Source organism: Chitinophaga sancti, from assembly GCF_034087045.1.
Taxonomy (GTDB): Bacteria; Bacteroidota; Bacteroidia; order Chitinophagales; family Chitinophagaceae; genus Chitinophaga; species Chitinophaga sancti_B.
This window is the reverse complement of record NZ_CP139247.1, coordinates 6,082,648-6,100,295: the sequence shown is the minus strand read 5'-3', so window position 1 is coordinate 6,100,295 and position 17,648 is coordinate 6,082,648. Positions and strand designations below refer to the sequence as shown.

The window sequence follows — 17,648 nt, the reverse complement described above, 5'->3', positions numbered from 1 at the left end:
TGCCCTTTTTCATAACTGTTCTTTATTGCTGCAACCAGATATCTGCATATTCTTCCGGATGTCTTTTAAACTGTGCCAGTACATACATACACAAAGGTCTTACCTTCAGTTTATGCTCCCTGGCATAAGCTACCATCGCATCCAGCAGGTGTTTGGCCAGTCCTTTACCTTCCTGTGTATGATGTATTTCAGTGTGAAAGGCAGTAAGCACTTCTCCATCTATCCCAATCATCATTTCACCTACCTGTTCGTTATCCAGCATCAGGTAAAAAGCACCATGATTTTTCTGGTTAAGCCTGATTACAACTTCTTCCATAACAATTGTTTTAAAAGAGGGCGTGTTTGCTAACCAGGTAGTACCTTCCAATAGCAAAGTATTACCTGGTCAACAACTATTCCCTGCCCATATTATTTATTTCAAAACAGGTAATACTTTCTCAATTTCATCTCTCATGGCCCTGTACTGGGCAGGCAGCTTCAAATCCTGTCCCAGTTCTGCCAGCGGCTCATCCACAGTAAAACCTGGATTATCTGTCGCCAATTCAAACAACACACCACCTGGTTCTCTGAAGTAAAGAGAGAAGAAATAATCCCTGTCAATCTTCGGCGTAATGTTCAATCCCTTCTTCATTACTTTCTCACGGAATTTCATCAGGATCTCATCATTCTCCACACGGAAAGCCACGTGGTGATTGGTACCGGCTGCATTTCTACCTGCCGCTTCTTTTGGAGATTCAATAAGATCTACAATATTCGCATTACCAATTGCATCCGTTACAAAACGATGCCTGTTGCCTTCCACACCCTGTGGCTGATAACCTAAAATCTCAGTCAACACAGTTGCTGTGGGGCCAATGCTACGTAAATTTAAAGTTACATTGTGAAAACCTTTTGTTGCATGTGCCGCCTTTACATCCGCAGTTTCCCATGCTTTACGATCGTCCACATTCTTAGGTACGATCAGGTTCAGTTTCAGTCCATCCGGATCTTCCAGTGGAAGGTACAATTCTCCAAATCGTTCTGCTATTTCACCATGCTTCACACCTTTTTCTTTAAAGCGTGCCGCCCAGAATTCAAGACTGCCTTCAGGTACTGTATACCCGATTTCGGTAGCCATACCGGTGCCGGTAGTACCTTTGCCAATGCCTTCCCATGGGAAGAAAGTAAGAATAGTGCCGGGTGTACCTGTTTCATTACCAAAATAGAAATGGTAAGTACCCGGATCGTCGAAGTTCACGGTCTTCTTTACAAACCGAACTCCCAGTATATTGGTATAAAAGTCAAGATTCCGCTTAGCGTTGTCCGCGATTGCAGTAATGTGGTGCAATCCTAAGATTCTATCTTCCATAAATGTTGATTTTTTAAAAGTTGAATATGTTGTAACCTTCGGCCAATAAGGTAGGGCTAGTAGTTCAGGGTGCCGAATAAACCATTCTTATAATCTTCAATGGCCTGGTCTACATCTGCCATTGTGTTCATTACAAAGTTATCTTTTGCTGCTACCGGCTCGTCAATGACTTGACCGGAAAGGAAGAGCAGTTGCGTATCTTCCGTAGTGGTGATGGTAAATTCATCACCTGTTTTATCGAATACAATTAAATGATGTTCTGCTACTTCAGTCACCTCGTTCACTTTCACACTACCATGGGCGATATATACCAGCGTCCAGTAATTTGCGACTACATTAAATGTTAAAGTCTTTCCAGCTGGAACCTCACCCACAGCGGATATCACAGGTGTATAAGAAATGTTTACCGGACCGGTCTGACCATCAAAACTACCACTCACCAATCTCAGATAATCCAATACAACTGGCATTGCTGATTTAGGGGCAAACTGGTATTTAGGATCATCCCACTTATTTGCTGCAGGCACATTCACCCATAACTGCAAAATTTCCTCCACACCACCATTGCGGTGTTCCTGTTCTGAAGGGCCTTCGCTATGGAGAATCCCTTTCCCCGCAAACATCCACTGGGCATCTCCTGCATTCAGCAACTGATCATTGCCAAAATTATCTTTATGGTGGGCCTGTCCCTGTAGCTGAAAAGTAACAGGTGAAAAACCTCTGTGTGGATGCGGATGAATACGGCTGTCAGATCCTTTTGGAATCACATCAGGACCGCCATGGTGCAATACGATAAAGGGGCTTGCAAACCGGAAATCCGCATGTGGCAGGGGTTGTAACACCGTCTGCGTAGCAGTGATGTTTTTGCTCCTGCCAGCCAGGATATGGGTAATGTCCTTTTTCATAATTTATTATTTATCTAGCAGCAATTAAATTTCGTTCTTCAGCAAGTGCCTGTCATTATCCAATTGATCTCAGATCTAACAGCAATTAAATTTCGTTTCTTATCAACTGACAGTCACCATCCCATTTATCTCTGATCCAAAAGATATAAAATTTCGTTCCTCAGCAACCCGCTGCCACCACCATAATGTCTGGTGATGATGGCAGCAGGAGCAAGGGCTGACAACCGTTCCCTCAGCGCTGTCTCCTCTTCATGAGAAATTCCTGCACACAATAAAATGATGTCGTATGGTGTGTTTTGTAAGGCTTCGTACGCTGCTTCATCTGTTGTCACGGCCTGTCCGGACCAGTCTTCAGGAGCATTCAGCAATCGCTGCATCACTATCATGATCTCTTCATTGCGTCCGATTGCCAGTATGTTAGTATGCCCGGTTGTCATAGTGCAATGTTTTAAACCAGTTTGGTAAATTCAGACAGTGGCTTACGTGTTCTTGGTGCCAGCTCTCTTGATTTGTAAGGTTCTTCCAGTTTCTCCGCATCGTCTCTGCGACCCAGGCTGATGATCACCAGTGGTTCTTCAGTCGCCGGCAGTTCCAGTGATTCAGCAATTTGCTGTTTGTGGAAACCTGCCATCACGTGACCATTGATGCCCATGCTATCTGCCTGTAACAGCAGGAACGCGTTGCTCATACCTGTATCGTGTGCATAGTAGTGATTCTTCTGTTCCAGGTCAGGCAGTTCCTTGATACCTATACTCAGTACCAGTGCAGCTGCATTCTTTGCCCATGGCTGGTTGCCTGGCATCAGTGCAGAATACAGTTTGTCAAAACCCGGAGTACCTGCTAATGCGTATACGTAGCGCCATGGTTGTGAATTGTTCGCACTTGGCGCCCAGCTGGCACCTTCCAGGATCGTCAGTATTTCTTCTTCTGTCACTGGCGTACCAGAGTAGGAGCGGGGGCTCCAGCGTTCTTTGATTAAATCCAATACCTTGTGTGATGTCTGTGCGATCTTAACTGATGATGGCATAAAAGAGAATTTTGCAAAGTTATAGCCCACATTATTAGCGGGGCTGATTAGTATTTGTATAATTTACGGTTTTAAAGGTACATCCATCAGCAATATTTCCGCATCACTTTCTAAAGCTGTCAACGAAAAACTGTCTGTATCCCATATACCAAAGCCATCTCTCGCATCCAGTTCCTGTCCGTTTATGTTGAAGCGGCCTTTAATCACAAATGCATATACGCCATTGCCTGGTTGCTGAATATGATAGTTGGTAGAAAAGTCCTTATCGAAGCGACCTATGTTGAACCATGCAGCCTGGTAAATCCAGGTACCTGCATCGTCAGGATCAGGGCTCAGGATCTGGTGCAACTGGTTCTTTTGTGTCAGGTCGGGTGTGATCTGGTCATACCTTGGTGTCACATTCAGCTGGTTTGGAAATACCCAGATCTGAAGAAACTTGGCCGGCCGGTCGGCGTTAGCGTTGTATTCACTGTGGAATACCCCGGTGCCGGTGCTCATGACCTGTATGTCACCCTGTTTGATGATGATTTTGTTACCCAGGTTATCCTTGTGCTCCAGATCGCCTTCGAGGGGAATGCTGATGATTTCCATATTGTCGTGTGGGTGGGTGTCAAAACCACGCCCACCGGCTACGATATCGTCGTTCAATACCCTAAGGGCGCCGAACCGCATTCTGTCAGGATTGTAATAACCTGCAAAACTAAATGTATGATGACTATCGAGCCAGCCATGTGCGGCATGTCCTCTGGTAGTTGCTGTATGAAGAATTGTTTTTGCCATTGTTTATTTCATTTGTTGGAACAAATATCGAACTATTTACTTGAGTAAACCATTAATCTGGATTAAGAAAATTGATATCTTTAGGCCCGTTTTACCCTAACACCTATATATGAAAGCTACATTGCTATTATTTGCCTTAGGCAAATTGTTTATGCAACCCATTGTGGGCCAACAGTTTAAGTTTTGGGTAGACGTTTGTTTCGCGAATGAAAGTGAGCCCATCGGGTCTAACCGTTTTAATTTGGGGAGTTTCACCGGGCGTGCCATTTCACAGAGCCGTCCAAAATATTACATATCAAAGCACAGGTGTCGTCGTAAATGCAGGAGCCAGGTTTATAACGTGGAACTCCGGCCATATTATGCAAAGGCATGATCCATAAACAGCCGGATGTGCGCGGCGGGACAATTTCGTACTTATTATAAATCAATACTCTACACCCAAAAATGAAAAAAGTTTTACTGCTGGCTACCGTAGCCTTATCGTGCATGCAATCGTCTTTTGCCCAACATTTTAAGAATGGCTTTGGTGCGGGTATCTCAGTAGAAGATGCCCAGTACATGGATACCAAAGTCAATTTTACCTTTACCTATTCACCGGCTTTGTTTTTTGCTGAGCAGGAGAATACCTCTTTTTCTGTCGGTATTCCTATTAGCTTTGGCGTGAACGGGGGGTATTCGTCAGATGCCTATGATGGTTATTATTATAATAGTACGAGCAGCATTGGATTCATGCTGGATATTCCTGTGATCCTGAACTTCAACTATGGAGCGGGTGCCGTGAAAGGTGGCCATAAGAAATGGGGATTCTTTGCAGGTGCGGGTTATGGATACCACCTGTCTACCGATGAATACAGTAATTATTATGATGACAATGGAAATTACAAAACTTCAGATAACAGTACATTGGGTGTGACTGGTAATGCGGGTTTCCGAATAGGCATGGGGCATCGCCGCAGGCATAACCTGGAAATCAAGTTCACCTATATGAAGGGGCTAACCAGTTACAGGCCAAACGTATATGGCGTGAACTGTATATTCAATTTATAAAAGTAAAACGCTTCTACTGTTGAAGAGCAGAAGCGTTTTTACTTTTATATGCGGCTTCTTCTGCCCATAACCAGAGAAATAACCAGCAGGATCAGGAAGATGAAGAAGATGATCTTTGCAATGCCTGCTGCACTGGCTGCGATACCACCAAAACCAAACAAAGCAGCGACTAAAGCGATAATTAAGAATGTGACTGTCCAGCGTAACATAACTTTAAGATTTTATAATGAGGAAATGTATTGTCATGGTATATAAATCTAAAATAATGCCGGAGAGGAAAAGCAGGTCTGGAGGGTGATTTGGAAGAGAATGTGTGACCTAACTTCCACAAAGTATGTATCGGGACCCCATCAGTACGGTGAAACTACCCTTTTTTTAAAGAAAATATGGCTTATTCCTTATAGCAGGGGCTGCCTTATTCAACAATTTAGGGGGAAGTCTCCATGAATTGTATATTTTACAGCAGTCAGTGCTTATAAATTGTATGTTGCTGTCAGGGAGTTCAATACTCAGATGGCCCGGTAAGTGTGAATCGTAGATACCTGAACGATAGGTAGCATGGTCGATAAGCGGATATATTGGTTAGTGAAGGATTTCCTTTTATGCAGGTGCCTGATTCCAATATTAAGGGGATGTTTGGTATTGGCAACTAATTTTATCATTTTTTTAGTAAGTGTCTTTTATTAATTTTACTCCCAGCAATGATTAGTAAAATAGGCTTCGACGTATTATTCAATAATGCCACCATTGGTATTATTGTAACAGATGAAAAGGGTAGGATTATACTTGCAAATCCTTTCCTGCTCAACCAATTTGGCTATAAAGAAGATGAGGTGCTGGGCCAGCTCATAGAGCTTCTTGTGCCTACCCGTTTTCAGCACAAACATGTTCAGCACAGGGATGGTTTCAATAAGCATCCCCGGAATCGTCCGATGGGTGTTGGTCTGGAACTTTTTGCCCGCCGTAAGGATGGGAATGAGTTTCCAGTGGAAGTGAGTCTTGGTAACTATGTTACCGATGGCGGCCACTTTGTGGTCGCTTTTGTAAGTGATATTTCTGCCCGCAAGGCTTCAGAGCAGGCACTCATTAACCTCAATTCAGAGTTGGAGGCCAAGGTAGATGAACGTACCAAGGCGCTTAGTGAGATGTTGGAAAAGGAGAAGGGGCTGAATGAATTGAAGTCGCGGTTCGTAACAATGGCGTCGCATGAATTCAGAACACCGCTGAGTACGATCCTGTCATCGATCTTCCTGATAGCCAAGTATGAAACCACGGAGGAACAGCCCAAGCGGTATAAGCACATAGAGCGGATCAAATCGGCCGTGAATATGTTGACGGATATTCTGAACGATTTCCTCTCGGTTGGGAAGATAGAAGAAGGAGCGATTCAGGTACGGTATTCGGAATTTGATATCAGGGCGCACATAGAGAATATTATCAGCGAACTCTTTGGACTGCTTAGACCAGGGCAGGAAATAGAATATGATCATATAGGGAAGACGATACTGACGCTTGACCCGGTTTTAATTAAGCATATTATTATCAATTTATTGTCTAATGCTATAAAGTTCTCGCCAACCGGGAAGCCGGTGGAGTTGAGGACTACGTATGTGGGGGATGAATTGGAGCTGTCTGTGAAAGATCATGGGGTGGGGATTTCGAAGGAGGATCAGCAACATTTATTTGAAAGGTTTTTTAGAGGGGAGAATGTGTCGAATATACAGGGGACTGGGTTGGGATTACATATAGTGGCGAAGTATACAGAGTTGATGAATGGGAAGATTGAGTGTATTAGTGAGTTGGATCAAGGGACGGAGTTCCGGATTACGTTGAGGCCCCATAATTAATTGATATTTATTTAGATATAGCCGGTAAGCCACCTTTTCGCCAGCCGGTCGTTGGTTATATAAGTAGGGTTGTTAACTTATTTCGAATTATCCCTGTTTTACATGTACGCTGGTATATAGCCCGATTCCCTCCAATCGCCCCATTTCACCTGCTTACTGATTTTAAGCACCCCTTACGCTGATCACTGTCATTGCTGACCAATGACAGCCGTCCTAAATTTATCTCCTAAAGACGATTAACCAGCCCTTTACGACCGACGCTAATTACGAAAATTACGAACTCACTAAAGCGACTAATATGCTTTTATCACAGTTAAATACGTGCACCATGGAAATTTATATCAGCGAAGAAGACATGCTGCAAAATATCCAGGACAAGTTTCAGGAAGCATATCCTCATCTAAGACTGGAATTTTATAAGCACCCTCATGAAGCAGGGGAAGGATGCCCCCGCAATGAGAAGTGGCCATTGAATACCCCCATCGAAGATATTCGTATGATACACAGCTTCGGCTGGATCGATATTAGTGAAGATAGAACTGTAGCTGAAGTGGAAAAGGATTTTTACAGACAAATAGGCCTGTCTGTGCAGGTGCTGCGCAAGAGCGGTCTTAACTGGCTGCTCACCACACGTACCGATCACCTGACACTTAAAATACAGGATGAAATGGGAGCTGGGGTGCTATAAGGATCTTTTGGTCTGAAACCAGGTACCAGCATGCCTTTACCACAAAAATGTTAAAATCCTGAAATATAAGAACTTGAAAACTGAAGAATAGACTTCTATATTCAGAAAAAGATCAAATACCAATCAACTCATAAAATCGCTGTATCACAGAATGGGCAGCCCCCCTGCAGCCATGGTAAGGGCTGAACAGTAAGTACAAACCACTCAGCTCCTTTTCAGTAAAAAGAAAGGGGCTGATCTTTTTTAGAGATCAGCCCTGCATCGGGATTGCACCTTGTTACGATGGATTATGGGTTAACATTGCTCGTCGTCGTCGTTGTTAAGATTTAGTCATAGGTATAGTGTAATAGGTAATGTATGTGTTAGTTGTTGCAGACAAACAATGCCTGGCTGGACATCCGCTGAGATGGCAACTCATTGTTCACTACAATAAATGCCCTTTCCTTACATCCCAGGTATTCTCTCAACTCGGGCAGTGTATGATGTGTAAAGGTCACATCCCTGTAATGGCTGGTAAACCATTTTCCCAGTTCTTCCTCATGGTCAGTTAAGCACACTACGTTTACCGGCAGATCTTTCAGATCAGGGAACAGGTAAGTAAATTGTTTGATAGCGTTAATACTGGCAGCTTCACCGTCGTAGATGAATACCAGCTGGTCTAATCCTTCAAAATGTGAGGGCATTACCACAACAGGACATGCTGCACCATGCAGCGCTATACCATCGGGTTGTAGCAGCACCAGGTCTGCAAAACGGCTTTCTGCAACCACACCGGCACTTGTAATCACGGTATCAGGGTGCAGCACGCCTACTATACTCCTCGCATCACACGCCTTTTTAAAACCGCCGGCAGCACTGTTCTCCAGGAAAATACCTGTCAGTTTTGATTTAGATAACTGACAGATAAAACCGGCAAAATCCATTGCTTTGTTGCTTAGTTGCTGTGCGTCGGTTACAAAGAGAATCTTTTCCATAGTATAACTGGTTTTAACAAAGGTATTACCGACGTGAGCGTTTTTACATGATAGCGGTCAAGAGTGACGGTGATGTTCGTAAGGGGATTTTTCTACTTCAGAGGGCGATTTGTCTGATTCAGGGAATTTCGTTTGTAGGTTCAGTTAGGATTAGGCAATTTTATGCTGCTTTAAAAAGTGTAATAACAAGCGTATATAACAGTTGTAGGTTTACGAAGTAAGCCGGGATATTCTTATCCCGGCTATTTTCAATTTTATTTTAACAACTCCGCCAGCTTCTCTGCCAGTTTGGCTCCTCTCAACCCTCTCGCTATCACCTTTCCATGGCTATCCAGCAACAAATTATCCGGTACGGCATGAATATCATACAACACTGCTACTGGCTCTTCCCAGCCTTTCAAACTACTTACATGATACCATGGCATACCATCTTTTTCTATCGCGGCCTCCCACTTTTCATGGTTGCTATCCAGCGATACACTCAGGATATTAAACCCTTTTTCATGATATGCCTGATACGCCTTCACCACATTCGGATTCTCTGCTCTGCAAGGCCCACACCAACTCGCCCAGAAATCTACCAACGTCACCTTCCCCTGTTTTAACACGGTATACAGCGCCAGACTATCCCCTTTTAAATCCATAGAAGTAAACGCCGGTGCTTTGGCGCCAGGAGCCAGGTTACGGGCAATGGTGAGTCTTTCGCCGAAGGTAATACCTAAAGGTGTTTTACGCAACCACTCATCAATGCCTTCAAATAACGGATGGTATTTGTTGTAATCTACTGCGGGACCAGCCATGTCACTGATCGTTTGCAATGCAATAAATGAATGTGGATGTGCTTTTACAAAATTCAATAAATAATTTGCGATAGAATCCTGCGTAGCCACAAAATCACCCGTTACTGTTTTTGCAAATGAATCACGCTGTGGTCCTTTCGGATATTTTTCAATCGCTGCGCGTACCTCCATTAAATGCTTGTTCAAGGGAATGATCACATTAGACCGCTCTTCATACACCGTATTCACTGGTCCACCTTTTATCTTTGCATACTTTAATGAATCAGTACCAGTGATCCTGACCGTACCTTTCTCTGCATATATTTTGATAACATCCGGTGTTTGTTTTTCATTTGTGAAATCGAGTTTCCGGATGTACATCAATGCTGGCTGTTCCAGTTTGAATCTGAGGGAGAATTTACCATCGTGCACCACAATGGTATCCCGCTTGCTGTCAACAGAATAGGCGAGGGAATCAGTTCCTTTCCAGTTAGACATTTTACCTTCTACTTTGTAATCGCCTTTTTGCGCAAATACAAATGCAGGCAGGAGTAATAATGTGAATAATAATCGCATGGGAGTAGCTTTTGTTTAATTATAACCTTCGTTTTGAGTTAAATTCGGATCACGTTGTATGTCAGTCATTGGAAGAGGAAATAAAATATCAGTCGATGTCCAGCCTGATTTCACGGCACCGAATATGGCATCTGCTTTTCCGCTTCTTTTTACATCCAGCCATCTGTGGCCCAGTTCAGAGAATAATTCAATCCTTCTTTCGTGCAGAATAGTGTCTAATAATGCCTGTTGGGTAATGCTTTCCGTCATGAGCGGCAGGCCAGCCCTGTTCCTGATCGAATCCAAATCAGCCCTGGCAGATGCGATATCTCCTGCATTGGCATAAGCTTCGGCACGGATCAGGTATTGTTCACCTAATCTTAATAGCGTGGTATTCTCTGTTTTTGCAGTACCGGTACCAACAGATACTTTGTACTTATAAGGTGCGTAGTAGGTGGTATTACTAATCGTCACTTTCGTGAGCCAGCTTGTTTTCCTGTTATCACCTTCTTCGAAACTATTCAGGAGCAGGTTAGAGGCGAGATGTGCTTTCAGGTTCACAAATACATAAGCATCCCATGTATACAGGTTGGTACCCGGGGAGACGAGTTGTAAAATATTCTCCTTGCCAGCATTGAGAAATACATTGTTCAGTGGCTCTAATGCATAATACCCGGAGTTGATCACGGCAGTAGATTGTTCAATCGCTGCCTGCCATTGCTGGCGGTACAAATAAACTCTTGCCAGTAATGCAGTGGCCGCCCATTTATTCGGTCTTACTCTATTGCCAGGGGCAGTGTAGTTATTATCCAGATTACTTTGTGCTGTTTGTAAATCGGAAATGATTAAATTATAAACAGAATCTATAGAAGTGCGGGGCAGGTAAGTATTCGTGGTATAATCAGTGGTCAGTGGCATGGGCACAGGTCCATACAGATTCACTAAATAGAAATAATACAATGCACGGCAAAAGTGTGCTTCGCCGCCAATCCATAACTTCGCTGCAGGGGTTACATTGGGAGAATTCTCCAATCCCTGCAGAACGGCATTTGCCTGGTAAATGGTGGTGTATAAATTCCCCCACAGGCCGGAACCGCTTTTAGCATTGGAAGTGCTGATGGCATTATTCTGGAAGTCTGTAAAATCTACCAGGGTCGACGTGGTAATGAGTTCGTCAGAGGCAAGGCCCGCGCATACGCTCAGGCTCCCGCCAAATGGAGCATATAAGGCGGAAATCATTACACTGTATAAGCCTCTTACCGCAGCGGCAGCTTTGGTGTCGTCGTCAAATACGACATTGGATGGGATCTGGTCTATTGGCTCCGCTACTTCTACGAATTTGGTACAACCTGCGAGTGTAAGGGTGATTAAAAATATATATCGACGGAACATGTAATTTAGTTTTAAAGACTAGAAAATTGTCAATGGTGGCATGTAATTTATCTTATCAAATTTTCACAGATCAGAGATTCAATTGAATTCCTCCCACAATCGTTCTCAGTGGTGGCATATACAAATAATTCTGTGTTTCCGGATCGCCTCCCTGGTAACCAGTCATCGTCAGCAGATTCTGCGCCTGCACATATACCCTGCAGGAAACCATACGTAGCCTTTTGAGCACCTCCTGCGGAATGGTATATGCCAGCGACACATTCTTCAACCGGATATAAGAAGCGTCACTATACCTGTAATCAGAGAACATCATTGCATAATAGCCACTCGTTCCCGTAATTGATCCTGCTGATAAGGTATATTTCTGATTCGCACTCTGATCGCCGGGTTTCTGCCAGCGATCCAGCAATAACTTAGGCTGGTTGTACATCGTACCGGGAGGATTATACAATCCATTCGACCTGAAATTCATGCCTGTCTGTTTTACAAACTGAAACAGGAAATCCAGCTGAAATCCTTTGTACGAAACCGTATTAGACAAGCCACCATACAACCGTTGATCCGTTTTTCCATGTACTGCATAATCACTGGCATTTCCCAATCCATCTTTATTTACATCTTTGATGCTATACAAACCATTGGAATCAAGACCCTTATAAACACTGCCATAAATCAGATTCAATGACTCGCCCAGCTTATACTGATTTGCATAAGTAGAGGTAGCCAGATTCGGATATTTAACAAGCCGGTTCTGTGGAATCGTCACATTCAGATAACTACTCCAGCTAAATGTTTTTGTTTGAACATTCGTAGTATTGATAGAGATCTCAATGCCTCTGTTTTCAATCAATACTCCATTCAGGTTTGCCGTAATGGAGGAGAACCCTGTTGCATACGGTAAGGGATACCCCACCAGCGGATCGGAAGATATATTGCGGTACAGCGCCACTGTAGTGAGCAGCTTATCCTTCAGGAAACCCAGTTCCATCGCCACTTCTGTCTTGATATTCTTTTCCCAGTGGAGATTGGGATTATACAGGATAGTAGGGTAGAGGGATGCCGAATCAGTATAGTTATAGCTCGTTGCTTTCCAGCTATCCAGGTATTTATAATCACCAATTTTATCATTGCCCGTCAATCCATAACTAGCCCTGATCTTACCATAACTCAGCACTTCCTGTTTAGAAAGAAATTGTTCATTGGTAAATAACCACGCACCTGCCAATGATCCAAAATTCGAAAAGCGATATTGTGGACCAAAACGGCTGGAACCATCTCTTCTACCTGTAATGTTGACCAGGTACCTGTTGCCATAATTGTAATTGGCCCTGGCAAAGAAGGCCTGGTAGCGATAGTCGTTATTACTATTGGTAGTGGAAATGCTGTTGGTACCTGCTGCTGCCAGTGTGCCTAATAACTCATCGCTGGTATAGCCAGTCGCAATAATCATTAAACTATTATTCCTGATCGCATTGAAGGTGGCGCCGCCCAATAAAGTAAGTTTCCCTTTGGAGATATGCGTGTTGTATTCAATCTGTGGTTCTACAATCCAGCTCTTAAACTGATTATTGCCTAACTGTAATGAGCCGGTAGCCGAACCTTTGGATGGGTTCTGTGCAGCACGCGGCATTTTCTTTTGCTCATCGGCAATGGTGCTGTTATAACCCAGGCTGGTACGGAGTTCTAAGTTAGGCAGGATTCTATAGCCTAACAATAAATTCCCTTGCAGGTTGCTGGTCGTGATGCGGTAATTTTGGTTCAGGTACAAAGCCAGCGGATTATCTTTTGCAGTGATCCCTCCTTCATTCCATGCATAATTTCCCAGTGAATCATAGATCTGGAAGTTGGGCGGTAACTGCATTACAGAAGAGATATCAGTGGCAGGAATATTATTCTGGTCTACAGAGTAACCGCCACTAAAGTTCAGGTTGAACCGTTTATCATCAGATTTGCTGGTAATGCCAATGTGCATAGAACCTCTTTGTTCATGGCTGTCGCCGGGGTATACGGTCGTCTGGTAATGATACCCGGTGCCAAGTATGTATTGTGTATTGACGGTACCACCCGTTATAGAAGCCTGTGCATCTGTTGTAGTAGCGGTATTGCCAATGAAGAGTTTAGTCAGGTCAGTATATCGGGTGGTATCATAAGCGAGCAGGTCATAGGCATTGGCAGCCGTCATAGTGGTGTTGGAGTTGGTGAATGCCTCACGACGCATTTGCAGGTACTCCTGTGTATTCATCATGGGTACAGTGCGGGTTACTTTACTGATGCCATGACTCAGACTTACGTTCAGTCTGGTTTTGCCCGGTTTTCCTCTTTTGGTGGTGATCAATATTACGCCATTCGCACCACGACTACCATAAATAGCGGTCGCATCAGCATCTTTCAGTACTTCAATGCTGGCGATATCGTTCATATTGATACTGTTGAAAGGGCTGATACCAGAGTTCAGCAGTACACCTGCAGCAGAAGTGAGTTTATTGATCTTGCTATTATTGGCCGCCATGGGTACGCCATCCACAATAAAGAGGGGTTGGTCGTCAGAGAGGTTTTTGTCAAATGCCATGCGACCCCTGATTTCCACTTTGAAAGTAGAACCAGGTATACCGGAACTTTGTGTGACGATCATACCGGGTACCCTGCCTTCCAATGCTGCCAGCGGGTTTTCGACGGGCTGCAGCATGAGTTCTTCGGCGGAGACCTTGTCGATATTGCCCGTGTTGTAGCGTTTGGAAGTAGCGCCATATGCCTGCACGACCGTCTCATCCAGTTTGTTCAACGCGCGGGTGAGACTGATGGAGATAATACGTTTTCCTCTTACCGGAATTTCCTGCGTTGTGTAACCGATGAAGGTAAAAACAAGTAGTGCATTTTCATCCACATTTTCCAGGGAGTATACACCATGAGCATCTGTCACAGTGCCGTCTTTGCTGTTTTTAACTCTTACTGATACACCGGGGAGGGCCACGCCTTTATCATCTGTGATGATACCCGTGACCTTGATGGTGAGGGGTTGTGCATCCATGACAGGGAGGACGTAGGGAAGGGTGGTTTTCTTCCTGATGATGATCGTTTTGCTTTCAATCGTATATTCCAGTGGTTGGTCATGGAGCACCAGGTCCAGGAATACGGAAAGGTCGAGATGTGTAGCATCTACATTCACTGGTTTTGCGTGGGCGAGTACACTGCCGTTAGAGAAACAGACGTACCCGGTTTGCTTTTCGATAGCGTCCAGTACAGTTTTCATAGGCACATTGCGGCCGGAGAAGGTGATGGACTGAGAAACGCTTTTGGCGCTGACATGCAGGCAGCATACGAACATTAAGTAGGCGATGAATCGCATGGTGCGAAAGATTTTGGTCCAGGGCCCTGGTTCACACAGGGCTTCGTAATAAGCAACGAATTGCATAAATTTGAAGAGGTTTGGTTGATTAATGAAATGTTTCTTTTAGTCGGGATACATTCAGTTTTAAAAGGCCATACTGATTTATGCCGCTACGGATTGCAGTCTGTAGCGGTTTTTTGTGTGGCAGCGTGTATAAGTCTATGCTGATTTATTCGGCTACGAATTGCAGTTCGTAGTCGTTGGTCCAGGCATAGTATGCGTTTGGAAATAAAAGCCTTAATGATTTATTCGGTTAAGAATTGCAGTCCGTAGTCGTTGCTCCAGGCATAGTATGCGTTTGGAAATAAAAGCCTTAATGATTTATTCGGCTACGAATTGCAGTCCGTAACTTTTCTTCAGGCACAGGTATTCCACCCTGAAGCTTTCGTCAGCCGCTTCAGGCAAATAATGAAATGAAATTTCTGATAAAATTATGGCAGTACTACCAGGCGCTTATTCCCTTCCAGCCTACAGTTCAACTTCATGTAAGAAAAGATTTTGATAATTTGAGATAATTGTAAATGTCTATCCATCTTCCCATCAAACGTGATGGCTGGTATATTTCCTTCATATACGACGTCAATATCATACCACCTGGTCAATTGTCTCATTACCTCCGGCAGCGTGGCATTATGGAAATCAAAGAGTCCGTTTTTCCAGGCCAGTACCTGTGCTGTATCTATATTTTGAATCGTTTCAATAGTTGTGTGCCCCGTGCGCGCCTGTTGCCCGGGATGTAGCGTAACCTGAGTATTCCCGTGGTTCATACGAACAGCGCCGGTAAACAGTGTAGTGGCAATGCCACCTTCATTGGCATAGGCATTTATGTTAAAACTTGTTCCGAGTACGACAATCGTGGTTTGATCATTGACCTTTACCTTAAAAGGTTGTTGTGCGTTTTGTGCGATTTCAAAATAGGCTTCGCCCTGAACTTCTACGAGTCGTTCAGAGGAGCTTTTGAAAGAAGTAGGATAACGCAGCGAAGAAGCAGCATTGAGCCATACATTACTGCCATCTGGCAGGGTCACCCTGAAAGTACCTCCGCGGGGGGTAGTCAGGGTATTATAGCTTACCGCATTTTCAGAGGCAGCCCCTGAATAGGCCAGCAACCCACCAGATTGATGCACACTGGTATTGCCCTGCACCCATGAGCCTACGCCCGCACTATCCAGTGGCACCGTTTGCCCATTTGCCAATGTAAGCACTGCTTTTGTAGTACCCGGTGCCACATCAGCAACAGCCAGTTTAGCCGGTGCAGGCACAGGTTTACGCAACCACAAAGTGCCCACCCCCAACAGGAGCAGGAAGACCGCCGCAGCGGCCCACCAGCCGTACCTGTGCAAAGTTGATATAGGATATGGATAAACAGGTGATTTGGACATCATTTGCTGAAAGATGGCATCACGGTCAGCTACAGGCGCATCATCGTAACGTTGCTCTGCCAGGATCTTTTCAATGTACGCAGCCCACTCTTCACGCAGGTCTTCGCGGGCAAGTAAAGCCCGGAATTCCTCCTGCTCTTCTTTGGTCATGCTGTCGGACAAGAATTTTTCCAATAACTCCTTCATATGTATAAAGACGGAAAAAATGGACGGGGTAATCCGTCGGTGAGGAAAATTTTTTCAGAAAAGATGTAACTGGCTATATATTAGTGTCTTATCATTAAGAGTAAAAGCAGTCCCAGTTCAATTTGCTTGCCAGCAAGGTATTTTTTGATAGCCACCAGGGATCGTGCTATGTAATTCCGGGAGGTTACTTTGGATATATTCATCCTTTGTGCAATCTGGTCGTGTGTAAGGCCCTCAAACCTGCTCAGTTTAAAAGCAATCTGCATTTGCGCAGGTAATTGATCAATAGCTGCATGTAGTTGTTTTTCAATGTCTTTGGTCGTTGCAGGTTGGTGTGCATCCTGGTCGCCAGCCAGGAAATAGGCGTCTATAAACTCAGCATAATCCGGACTTTGTTGTAACCGGCGCAGCTCATCCAGGATCATATTTTTCGCTACCTTGTACAGCCAGGCATCGAATCGCTCAATTCCGGGGAGCTTATCCCGCATGATCCACACCTTCGTAAATATCTCCTGTGTAAGGTCCTGGGCTAATTCAGGCGATTTTGTAAAATGCAACGCATTGGCATACATGCCATCCCAATATTGGTCAAAAAGCATACGAAAAGCCTTTTGGTCACCATTGGCTACACGGAGTAAGAGAGAATTTTCAGCTGCGTACATCAGGGGACTAAAATAGTAATTATACCGGTTTTCTATAAGCAATTGACTGAATGAAGCCAAAATAGAAGAAACGCTTATGTATTACCTCGTATTTTCCCTGTTCAAAGCAGGTCGCCATGTTAAAGAGGGCGTTTGCTTCTATATTACAGAACAACCTGAAGAAGGAATACATAATTTTTAGCAGCAATTTTTGCCACCAACGGCTTTTTTCTTTGTCATAATAGAAATCTGCGAATAACCACAAACCGCCTTTTTTCAAAGAATAATGTAACTGCCAGAAGATAGGTTGCGCCCGCTCAGGGACGAAATTGTCAAATAAGAAAGGGGTGATGATGACATCGTAATCATGGTCGGGGATATAATCTTCGATAGGAAGGTTCACAAAATCAACTGTATTTTCTTTATAGTCGCGCTTTTGTGAAAGGGTGATCATATTCCCCGAGAGCTCCACATAGGTGATGCGTAAACCATCGTGGTGTAATTGCGCCAGTCTTTCTAAAATCCAGCCGGTACCCCCACCTACGATGAGGACCTGGCTACCGGCTGGTATATATTGCAATAAACTCACCTGTGCATTTTCAAGCGAGTGGTAAAATACCACCTTGCTCAGCCAGTCATATTGGGAGGCGAGATTGTCGTAATTGTTTTTAGTCTGTTGCATGGTGCAACCTAAATGTAACACATATTC

General features: G+C 44.1%; 17 protein-coding genes. 3 read left to right on the top strand and 14 right to left on the bottom strand.

Going from position 1 to position 17,648, the window contains the following annotated elements; genetic code table 11:
- Positions 1-22: 22 nt before the first annotated feature.
- From SIO70_RS24680 to SIO70_RS24655, 6 genes are all read right to left on the bottom strand, one after another.
- Positions 23-316 carry a GNAT family N-acetyltransferase gene (locus tag SIO70_RS24680; RefSeq protein ID WP_320575258.1) on the bottom strand — a complete coding sequence of 98 codons (294 nt, stop codon included), beginning with the start codon at positions 314-316 and terminating at the stop codon, positions 23-25.
- Between the two features lie 96 nt (positions 317-412).
- A complete protein-coding gene (locus SIO70_RS24675) occupies positions 413-1,348 on the bottom strand; it encodes a ring-cleaving dioxygenase (protein ID WP_320575256.1) in 936 nt (311 codons plus the stop codon).
- Between the two features lie 56 nt (positions 1,349-1,404).
- On the bottom strand, positions 1,405-2,253 hold the full coding sequence (locus SIO70_RS24670) for a pirin family protein (protein ID WP_320575254.1): 849 nt from the start codon (positions 2,251-2,253) through the stop codon (positions 1,405-1,407).
- 125 nt (positions 2,254-2,378) lie between these two features.
- Positions 2,379-2,690, bottom strand: coding sequence for a hypothetical protein (locus SIO70_RS24665; RefSeq protein WP_320575252.1), 312 nt, complete (start codon positions 2,688-2,690; stop codon positions 2,379-2,381).
- Positions 2,691-2,701: 11 nt separating this feature from the next.
- Positions 2,702-3,280, bottom strand: a complete 579-nt coding sequence (locus SIO70_RS24660) for a nitroreductase family protein (protein WP_320575250.1) — start codon at positions 3,278-3,280, stop codon at positions 2,702-2,704.
- A 63-nt stretch (positions 3,281-3,343) separates the two neighbouring features.
- Complete coding sequence (locus tag SIO70_RS24655) at positions 3,344-4,060, bottom strand: pirin family protein (protein ID WP_320575248.1); 717 nt, start codon at positions 4,058-4,060, stop codon at positions 3,344-3,346.
- A gap of 444 nt (positions 4,061-4,504) precedes the next feature.
- On the opposite strand from SIO70_RS24655, the gene SIO70_RS24650 reads away from it, so the two are divergent.
- Positions 4,505-5,107: a hypothetical protein gene (locus SIO70_RS24650; protein WP_320575246.1), complete on the top strand. Its 603-nt coding sequence runs from the start codon at positions 4,505-4,507 to the stop codon at positions 5,105-5,107.
- Between the two features lie 44 nt (positions 5,108-5,151).
- Here SIO70_RS24650 and SIO70_RS24645 read toward each other — a convergent pair whose 3' ends face one another.
- Positions 5,152-5,316: a DUF1328 family protein gene (locus SIO70_RS24645; protein ID WP_116856480.1), complete on the bottom strand. Its 165-nt coding sequence runs from the start codon at positions 5,314-5,316 to the stop codon at positions 5,152-5,154.
- Between the two features lie 492 nt (positions 5,317-5,808).
- Here SIO70_RS24645 and SIO70_RS24640 point away from each other — a divergent pair, with 492 nt between their 5' ends.
- Complete coding sequence (locus SIO70_RS24640; RefSeq protein WP_320575240.1) at positions 5,809-6,954, top strand: PAS domain-containing sensor histidine kinase; 1,146 nt, start codon at positions 5,809-5,811, stop codon at positions 6,952-6,954.
- Between the two features lie 328 nt (positions 6,955-7,282).
- Positions 7,283-7,642 (top strand): hypothetical protein, encoded by a 360-nt coding sequence (locus SIO70_RS24635; RefSeq protein WP_320575238.1) that lies wholly within the window; start codon positions 7,283-7,285, stop codon positions 7,640-7,642.
- Positions 7,643-8,004: 362 nt separating this feature from the next.
- Here SIO70_RS24635 and SIO70_RS24630 read toward each other — a convergent pair whose 3' ends face one another.
- From SIO70_RS24630 to SIO70_RS24600, 7 genes are all read right to left on the bottom strand, one after another.
- Entirely contained in the window at positions 8,005-8,616 is a 612-nt protein-coding gene (locus SIO70_RS24630; protein WP_320575236.1) for a hypothetical protein, read from the bottom strand.
- Between the two features lie 254 nt (positions 8,617-8,870).
- On the bottom strand, positions 8,871-9,971 hold the full coding sequence (locus tag SIO70_RS24625) for a TlpA disulfide reductase family protein (protein WP_320575233.1): 1,101 nt from the start codon (positions 9,969-9,971) through the stop codon (positions 8,871-8,873).
- Between the two features lie 15 nt (positions 9,972-9,986).
- Entirely contained in the window at positions 9,987-11,342 is a 1,356-nt protein-coding gene (locus tag SIO70_RS24620; RefSeq protein WP_320575231.1) for a RagB/SusD family nutrient uptake outer membrane protein, read from the bottom strand.
- Between the two features lie 70 nt (positions 11,343-11,412).
- Positions 11,413-14,754: a SusC/RagA family TonB-linked outer membrane protein gene (locus tag SIO70_RS24615; protein ID WP_320575229.1), complete on the bottom strand. Its 3,342-nt coding sequence runs from the start codon at positions 14,752-14,754 to the stop codon at positions 11,413-11,415.
- Positions 14,755-15,161: 407 nt separating this feature from the next.
- The gene (locus SIO70_RS24610; protein ID WP_320575227.1) at positions 15,162-16,298 is read right to left on the bottom strand and encodes a FecR family protein; all 1,137 of its coding nucleotides are present in this window, start codon (positions 16,296-16,298) and stop codon (positions 15,162-15,164) included.
- Between the two features lie 80 nt (positions 16,299-16,378).
- Positions 16,379-16,960, bottom strand: a complete 582-nt coding sequence (locus SIO70_RS24605; protein ID WP_320575225.1) for an RNA polymerase sigma factor — start codon at positions 16,958-16,960, stop codon at positions 16,379-16,381.
- 19 nt (positions 16,961-16,979) lie between these two features.
- Positions 16,980-17,621 carry a class I SAM-dependent methyltransferase gene (locus SIO70_RS24600; protein ID WP_320575223.1) on the bottom strand — a complete coding sequence of 214 codons (642 nt, stop codon included), beginning with the start codon at positions 17,619-17,621 and terminating at the stop codon, positions 16,980-16,982.
- Positions 17,622-17,648 lie beyond the last annotated feature (27 nt).

Bases quoted from the DNA above. Each gene is read 5' to 3' on its own strand.
- SIO70_RS24615 (WP_320575229.1), bottom strand. From the start codon at position 14,754: ATGCAATTCGTTGCTTATTACGAAGCCCTGTGTGAACCAGGGCCCTGG.
- SIO70_RS24600 (WP_320575223.1), bottom strand. From the start codon at position 17,621: ATGCAACAGACTAAAAACAATTACGACAATCTCGCCTCCCAATATGAC.
- SIO70_RS24675 (WP_320575256.1), bottom strand. From the start codon at position 1,348: ATGGAAGATAGAATCTTAGGATTGCACCACATTACTGCAATCGCGGAC.
- SIO70_RS24640 (WP_320575240.1), top strand. From the start codon at position 5,809: ATGATTAGTAAAATAGGCTTCGACGTATTATTCAATAATGCCACCATT.
- SIO70_RS24665 (WP_320575252.1), bottom strand. From the start codon at position 2,690: ATGACAACCGGGCATACTAACATACTGGCAATCGGACGCAATGAAGAG.
- SIO70_RS24605 (WP_320575225.1), bottom strand. From the start codon at position 16,960: ATGTACGCAGCTGAAAATTCTCTCTTACTCCGTGTAGCCAATGGTGAC.
- SIO70_RS24630 (WP_320575236.1), bottom strand. From the start codon at position 8,616: ATGGAAAAGATTCTCTTTGTAACCGACGCACAGCAACTAAGCAACAAA.
- SIO70_RS24655 (WP_320575248.1), bottom strand. From the start codon at position 4,060: ATGGCAAAAACAATTCTTCATACAGCAACTACCAGAGGACATGCCGCA.
- SIO70_RS24670 (WP_320575254.1), bottom strand. From the start codon at position 2,253: ATGAAAAAGGACATTACCCATATCCTGGCTGGCAGGAGCAAAAACATC.
- SIO70_RS24635 (WP_320575238.1), top strand. From the start codon at position 7,283: ATGGAAATTTATATCAGCGAAGAAGACATGCTGCAAAATATCCAGGAC.
- SIO70_RS24625 (WP_320575233.1), bottom strand. From the start codon at position 9,971: ATGCGATTATTATTCACATTATTACTCCTGCCTGCATTTGTATTTGCG.
- SIO70_RS24680 (WP_320575258.1), bottom strand. From the start codon at position 316: ATGGAAGAAGTTGTAATCAGGCTTAACCAGAAAAATCATGGTGCTTTT.
- SIO70_RS24610 (WP_320575227.1), bottom strand. From the start codon at position 16,298: ATGAAGGAGTTATTGGAAAAATTCTTGTCCGACAGCATGACCAAAGAA.
- SIO70_RS24645 (WP_116856480.1), bottom strand. From the start codon at position 5,316: ATGTTACGCTGGACAGTCACATTCTTAATTATCGCTTTAGTCGCTGCT.
- SIO70_RS24620 (WP_320575231.1), bottom strand. From the start codon at position 11,342: ATGTTCCGTCGATATATATTTTTAATCACCCTTACACTCGCAGGTTGT.
- SIO70_RS24650 (WP_320575246.1), top strand. From the start codon at position 4,505: ATGAAAAAAGTTTTACTGCTGGCTACCGTAGCCTTATCGTGCATGCAA.
- SIO70_RS24660 (WP_320575250.1), bottom strand. From the start codon at position 3,280: ATGCCATCATCAGTTAAGATCGCACAGACATCACACAAGGTATTGGAT.